This window comes from Enterococcus sp. 3H8_DIV0648 (assembly GCF_002140655.1).
In the GTDB taxonomy this organism is placed as follows: Bacteria; Bacillota; Bacilli; order Lactobacillales; family Enterococcaceae; genus Enterococcus_A; species Enterococcus_A hulanensis.
On the sequence record NZ_NGLG01000002.1, the window covers coordinates 1121046 to 1127930 of the forward strand.

Below are 6885 nucleotides of genomic sequence, written 5' to 3' on the forward strand. Positions count from 1 at the left end.
CAGGATATATAATATCCGTAGAAAGAGGTGAGTGTTTGAAATTATCGTCATCCTACGTTCAAGCAATCGGAATTTTGGTTATGTTAGCGGAGCTGCCTGATAATGAAGCACTGAAATCTAGTGAAATCAGCAGACGGATGAATGTCTCGCATACGTATTTGCAAAAGATCGCCACCAAACTAAAGCATGCCGATTTGATCGAATCATATGCGTCAAAGCAGGGTGGATATAAGTTGAAAAAGTCGAAAGAAGCGATTACTTTTCTTGATATTTTTTTAGCGATTGAAGGAGAAAAGTCCTTTTTATCCAACATAAATCTTGCACCGATCGATGCGATGTTTATCGACAAAAAATTGGTCAAAGAAAAAGCGGATGTGGTGATCGGGATTCATTCGCAAGCGCAAAAGATGTATCTGGAGCAGTTGCAAGCCCATCTGCTAATCGAGATTTTACCAAGGAATTCTGATGGCAATTATTTAGAGATTGATTGGAAAAAGTTTATTAGTGAAGAATAGGAGAGTGCGCCATGTCATTTAAAGAAGAAATTGAAAAATTAAAAGAAGGCTTTGAGCAAACGAAGGAACAAGGGGCTGAGCTTGGAAAGAAATACAGCAAAGAAGGCAAAAGCATTGGCGAAGAATACGCTGAAAAAGGGAAAGCTGTTGGCAAACAGTTTAAAGATTTGTCCTCGACGATCAAGGATCGCTTCAAATAAGCGAGGAGTAGTTACGGCTGCAAAGAGTCTTATTTTTTGATAAGGAGCAATGGATCATGTGTACTAGTCTAACGTTAACAAGTAATAATCAGCAGCATTTTTTAGCACGAACAATGGATTTTGGTTTTCAGCTGGATGGAAGGCCGGTCGTAATTCCAAGAAATTATGCTTGGAAAAAGCAGTTAGAAGAATCCCAAGAAACGCGGTACGGTTTTGTCGGAACTGGTCGAAATTTGGACGAATATTTTCTGGCGGATGGCGTGAATGAACAGGGACTTGCGATCGCCGAACTTTACTTTCTCAATGAAGCAAAATACAGCTCAGAAGTAAAAGAAGATCGGGTGAACCTGGCGCCCCATGAGTTCATTATGTGGGTATTAGGCGAGATCGCAAGTATTGCTGAACTAAGAGAACGAATGACGGAAATTAACCTGGTCGAAAAGGAAATACCTTTACTAGGTTTTGTGCCGCCGCTGCACTTTATCATCACTGATCGGACTGGAGAAACGGTGGTCGTTGAATCGGATAGCGGAGAGTTAGTGATAAAAGAGAACCCAGTTGGTGTAATGACCAATAGTCCTGAATTTGGTTGGCATTTAAAGAATCTAAACAATTATTTGAGTCTGCAACCGAGTAATTTTGCTAATAAAAAAATCGGCGATTATGAAGTCCAGCCGTTTGGACAGGGCTCGGGTACTTTTGGCTTGCCTGGCGGGTATACATCGCCAGAAAGATTTGTTCGTACGGTTTATTTGCGGTCATTAGTGGATGCGGATGCGCCATTGAATGCGTTGTTTAAAGTTTTGGACAATGTCACGATTCCCAAAGGTGTCAATATCAAAAATGACGGCTCGGTCGATTATACACAGTATCGCGCGGCTTTTGATGTGACAAATTTGACTTACTACTTTAATCCATATGAGAATCAGGAAGTTTTCGAGCTGGTATTGGATGAAGAACTGCTAAATAAAAAAGAACCGATCGAATTTGAATATGATCGTAAGTTCAAAACGACAGTGCTGCATTAACATAGTTTTTTATAAAGTGAAAAAAGATGATCTAATGGGGAAAGCAAATCCTCAATGGATCATCTTTTTTAATTTTTTTGTTTGATCGCGTACACTTCTCTAGCCAGCATTTCCAAAATATAGGTGACGGGCAGCTGGGAGGTGATGTTGGTTTCTTTGTACATTTCGGTATTGGTGTAATAAGGAATATTGACATCTGAAAGCTTGGCGATGGGCGAATTGGAACTATTTGTGATAGAGATGACATGAGATTTTCTCATTTTTATGTGATTCATACATTCGATGATGTCTTCATTTTCGCCTGAAACAGAGAGCGCCACCAAGCAGATCCGGGTATTCAGCTGATCAGAAATATTATCCAGCGGCGTGTTCAACGGGTCTTGGATGTTCAATGCTAAGGTAAATAAAGAAGAAAAGAGCATCGCGCCATAGCCGGCAAAAATACTGGACGTCCCGATCCCGGCAAACAAGACCAAATCGGATTCCTTTAAAATATTGACGGCATTCATAATATCCTGCTGAAAGTCAAAATTACTGGTTCGTTTTAGGAACTCAATAAAGGGCAGTTCATCGATCGCCTGAATCGTGGTAGTTGTTTGAGCTTGTTCATTTGCGTACAGTTGAAGCTTTATTCGAAAGTCCGCATAGCCTTCGCAGTCGAATTTTTTACAAAAGCGGATGATGGTGGACGTACTGACATGAACGGCTTCGGCTAAATCTCTGACCCGCATGTAACAAACTTTATCCAGATTTTTGATGATGTAATTATAAATATCGACCTCGACATTTTTCAAATCCACCTGATTAGGAAGAAATAGCATTTGGACACCTCTATTCTGTACTCATTTGCTTCGATTATACGAGATAAAAAAACACTTATCAAGGATCAGATAGCGGATTGGGAAATGGCACAGGGCGTTACATTTATGGAACAAATACCAAAAAAATGCACATGCTCCAAGATGGCGATAAAGCGTTTACGTAAGCGGTTAATTTTTTTATACTGCGAGTATCAAAGTTAGAGGAGGCAATAAAAATGAATAAGTTTTTAGAGTGGATGCAAAGAGTTATTATTCCCCCGATGACAAAATTAGGGAACCAAAGACATTTAGTAGCTGTTCGTAATGGGTTGGCGCTGACGCTTCCGGCCATTATCAGCGGGAGTGTGTTTCTGATCGTCGGAAATATTCCGATTGAAAGTTGGTTGAATTTTATCGCGCCGTATGAAAACATGATCAATGCTGCGGTGAATGCTTCGTTTGGAATTATTTCGTTATTAGCTGCTGCAGGGATCGGGTATGAGTTGGCGAAGAGCTATGAAGTGAATGCTATCTCGTCAGCCGGATTATCGATTATGGCTTTTATCATTACGCAGCTGTCAAATGATTTTGTGATCGATCCAGCTGGATTTGATTCGACCGGATTGTTTACGGCGATCATCGCCGGAATCGTTACTGCCGAAATTTACAATTTCTGTATCAAACGTAATTGGGTCATTCGACTTCCGCAGGGCGTTCCGCCGGCAGTCAGTAATTCATTTGTGTCGTTGGTGCCGGGAATGATCGTATTGCTGCTGTTTTGGATCATTCGTGTGCCGTTCCATTTTGATATCACACAATTTATTGAGCACATTTTCTCTCCATTGCTTTTTGCATTGAACAGTTTGCCGGGGATTCTTCTATATACCTTCTTAGTGAGTCTGCTTTGGTGTGCGGGGATTCATGGCGATATGACGCTGGAGGGTGTGGCCGATCCGATCTTCTTAACCTTTATCGCCGCAAATGCGTCGGCCTTTGCTAAGGGAGAAACACTGCCGTACATCACGGCTTCAGGATTTTCCAGCTTGTTTGTCAATGTTGGCGGGACAGGTGCCACGTTAACCTTAGTATTATTGATGCTTACTTCAAAAGCTAAAACCTATAAGCAATTAGGCAAGGTTGCTTTGCCGGGATCGCTGTTTGAGATCAATGAGCCGGTCATCTTTGGTTTTCCGATTATTATGAATCCATTAATGATGATTCCATTTATCGTGATCCCCTTAGTTTTAGCCACCTCAAGCTATTTATTAATGTCGATCGGATTGATCGCAAAACCGATCATGGTCGTGCCATGGACGATGCCTCCGATTATCGGCCCGTTGATGGCAACCGGCTGGGATTGGCGTGCCGCAGTCTGGTCGGCCGTTGAAATATGTATCGCGATCGCTATCTACTTCCCATTCTTCAAAATGGCGGAAAAGGAAATGCTGGCCAAAGAAGGAGAAGAATTAAAAGAAGCAGAAGCAACAGAATTACTTAGTGAATAGAAATGAGGAAGAGCAAACATGTCGAAATTAAAAGTAGTTACTATCGGCGGCGGATCAAGCTATACGCCTGAACTCGTCGAAGGATTTATCAAACGTTATCAGGAATTTCCAATCAGCGAACTGTGGCTGGTAGATATTGAAGAAGGCAAACACAAGCTGGAGATCGTTGGCGCGATGGCAAAACGAATGGTCCAGGCAGCCGGGATCGACTGTGAAGTCCATTTGACGCTGGACCGAAAAGCGGCTCTAAAGGATGCTGACTTCGTTACCACGCAGCTGCGAGTCGGACTTTTGGATGCAAGAATTTTAGATGAACGGATTCCTTTGAGTCATGGCCTGATCGGTCAAGAAACCAATGGAGCAGGGGGGATTTTTAAAGCCTTGCGAACGATTCCAGTTATTTTGGAGATCGTCGAAGAAATGAAAGAGCTTTGTCCAGCGGCGTGGCTGATCAACTTCACGAATCCTGCCGGTATGGTGACAGAGGCGGTATTGCGCTACGGAAAATGGGACAAAGTCGTTGGGCTGTGTAACATTCCGGTGAATGCTGTGGTAGAAGAAGCGGAAATTTTGCAAGAAAAACCGGAGGACCTGTTTTTCCAATTTGCCGGGATCAATCATCTGCATTGGCATACAGTCGTCGATAAATTCGGTCATGATCGAACCGATGAATTGATCCAGAAGATGTATGGTGAAGGCAACAGCCAGTCGATCGTCGCCAATATCAAGGATAACGAATTGATTTTAGAACAGGTGGAGAACCTGCATATGGTGCCTTGTCCGTACCATAATTATTACTATTATACTGACAAGATGCTGGCTGAAGAATTAGTAGACTTCAAAAATCATGGCACGCGGGCAGAAAAAGTGAAGGAAATCGAAGCGGAGCTTTTTGAATTATACAAAGATCCAAACTTGGATTACAAGCCTCAGCAGCTTGCTGAAAGAGGGGGCGCCCGTTATAGCGACGCGGCCTGCGAAACGATCTCTTCGATTTATAATGATAAGCGTACGGTAATGACGGTCAGCACTAAAAATAATGGCACGATTTCAGATTTGCCGGCTGACGCGGCAGTAGAAGTCACCTGTATGCTGACGGGAAATGGTCCGGTACCTTATACGTTTGGTTCCTTTAAGCCGCAAGAGCGCGGCTTGTTACAATTAATGAAAGCCATGGAAGAATTGACCATCGAAGCGGCGGTCACGGGAGATTATGGCACACTGCTGCAAGCATTTACGATGAATCCTTTAATTACCAGCGGCGATGTCGCAAAAACAGTGATGGAAGAGCTGTTGATCGTCCATAAGAAATATTTACCTAATTTCTTTGAAAAAGTACCTGTCTAAAATAGCTTGGTCCGGCAAGTTCGCTTGCTGGGCTTTTTTGATCTTAAAGAAAGTATCAAAATTTGACAAGTAAAAACGTTGAATCAACAGCTTTAACGGCGTCTGGCTTCACGAACTAGCTTTATCGGCAATAAGCGAAAATTTTGAGAAGTCTGAGAAACGACTTATCAAAATTTTAGTCTTATTGCTCAAAAGCTGAGCGAGTTCGCGAAGCCTTTCTAACGTCGGAGCCCTTAGTCAAGTGAAGCTCGAATGGTTGACAAAGAAACAGAGGTATATTACTATTCAACTAATCGGTTGAATAGATTTCGGTTAATGGATTGGAGGGATCAGAGATGAATCAAGATACCAATAAAGACTATTTTCGCGAATATGCTCAAATGGGCAAAGCCTTGTCGAACGAGAACCGGTTAGAGATTCTTAGTTTATTGATACAGTCAAAAAAGACCGTTGAAGCTATCGCGGAGGAAACGGGCCTTTCAATCGCTAACACATCGAAGCATTTGCAGGTGCTGTTAAAATCGCATTTAGTCAGAAATGAGCGCTATAAGAATTTCTTTTATTACCGCTTAGCAGACGAAAAAATCGAACAAATGCTGACGAACTTCTTAGAGGTCGCGCAGGAGCAGATCCAGCAGCAGCATCTCGTGAAGGATAAATTCTTAGGCGAAGCCGCAGAAGAGTACACCGTTTCGATCGAGGAGATGGAGGAAAAGATCCAACGAGAAGAAATTGTTCTGGTGGATGTCCGTCCTAGTGATGAGTTTGAAACGGCGCACATTCCCGGCGCTGTCTCCATGCCGATCGAGGAGTTGAACACGCTGGTGGAAGGGTTGCCGCAGGACAAAACGATCGTAGCCTATTGCCGCGGGCCGCATTGTGTCATGGCCAGCAAAGCGATCGATATTTTAGAACAATCAGGTCGAAAAGCCGTCAAGCTCGCACAAGGCGTCAATGACTGGAAATTACATAAAAAGGAGTCGATCGGATGAAACACGGACTCATTTTTGTAAGGCAGTGAATACTTTAATAAGAAGAAAGATGTCAGTTCTGCTTTTTGCAGAAATAAGTCTCGCAAAGCTAAATGCAGCATCTAATGAGAACCCAGATTCGAGCACTTTAGCAGAATGATATACGGATGAAACACAAACTCATTTTTGACAAAAAATGATTACATTAGTATGAAGAAGGATGTCAGTTCTGCTTTTGGCAGAAATAAGTCTCGCAAAACTGAATCCTGAATCAAATGAGAACCCAGATTCGGGCGCTTTAGCAGAATGATATACGGATGAAACACGGACTCATTTTTGTAAGGCAGTGAATACATTAGTATGAAGAAGGATGTCAGTTCTGCTTTTTGCAGAAATAAGCTTCGCAAAGCTAAATGCAGAATCTAATGAGAACTCAGATTCGAGCACTTTAGCAGAATGATATACGGATGAAAATAGAACTCATTTTTGACAAAAAATGAATACATTAGTATGAAGAAG

General features: G+C 42.3%; 7 protein-coding genes. 6 read left to right on the forward strand and 1 reads right to left on the reverse strand.

The window, feature by feature from the left end; all coding sequences use genetic code 11:
- The first annotated feature begins 35 nt into the window (after window positions 1–35).
- The 3 genes from A5875_RS21610 to A5875_RS21620 are packed head-to-tail and all read left to right on the forward strand — an operon-like array spanning window position 36 to window position 1743.
- Window positions 36–515, forward strand: coding sequence for an Rrf2 family transcriptional regulator (locus A5875_RS21610; protein ID WP_176244773.1), 480 nt, complete (start codon window positions 36–38; stop codon window positions 513–515).
- Between the two features lie 11 nt (window positions 516–526).
- Complete coding sequence (locus A5875_RS21615; protein WP_088935620.1) at window positions 527–715, forward strand: hypothetical protein; 189 nt, start codon at window positions 527–529, stop codon at window positions 713–715.
- A 56-nt stretch (window positions 716–771) separates the two neighbouring features.
- Window positions 772–1743: a choloylglycine hydrolase family protein gene (locus tag A5875_RS21620; RefSeq protein ID WP_088935621.1), complete on the forward strand. Its 972-nt coding sequence runs from the start codon at window positions 772–774 to the stop codon at window positions 1741–1743.
- 68 nt (window positions 1744–1811) lie between these two features.
- Here A5875_RS21620 and A5875_RS21625 read toward each other — a convergent pair whose 3' ends face one another.
- A complete protein-coding gene (locus tag A5875_RS21625; protein ID WP_088935622.1) occupies window positions 1812–2564 on the reverse strand; it encodes a MurR/RpiR family transcriptional regulator in 753 nt (250 codons plus the stop codon).
- Between the two features lie 215 nt (window positions 2565–2779).
- Here A5875_RS21625 and A5875_RS21635 point away from each other — a divergent pair, with 215 nt between their 5' ends.
- The 3 genes from A5875_RS21635 (at window position 2780) to A5875_RS21645 (ending at window position 6387) form a co-directional block, all read left to right on the forward strand.
- On the forward strand, window positions 2780–4048 hold the full coding sequence (locus A5875_RS21635; protein ID WP_088935624.1) for a PTS sugar transporter subunit IIC: 1269 nt from the start codon (window positions 2780–2782) through the stop codon (window positions 4046–4048).
- A gap of 18 nt (window positions 4049–4066) precedes the next feature.
- A complete protein-coding gene (locus tag A5875_RS21640; protein ID WP_088935625.1) occupies window positions 4067–5395 on the forward strand; it encodes a 6-phospho-beta-glucosidase in 1329 nt (442 codons plus the stop codon).
- 335 nt (window positions 5396–5730) lie between these two features.
- A complete protein-coding gene (locus tag A5875_RS21645) occupies window positions 5731–6387 on the forward strand; it encodes an ArsR/SmtB family transcription factor (RefSeq protein WP_088935626.1) in 657 nt (218 codons plus the stop codon).
- The last annotated feature ends 498 nt before the right edge of the window (window positions 6388–6885 follow it).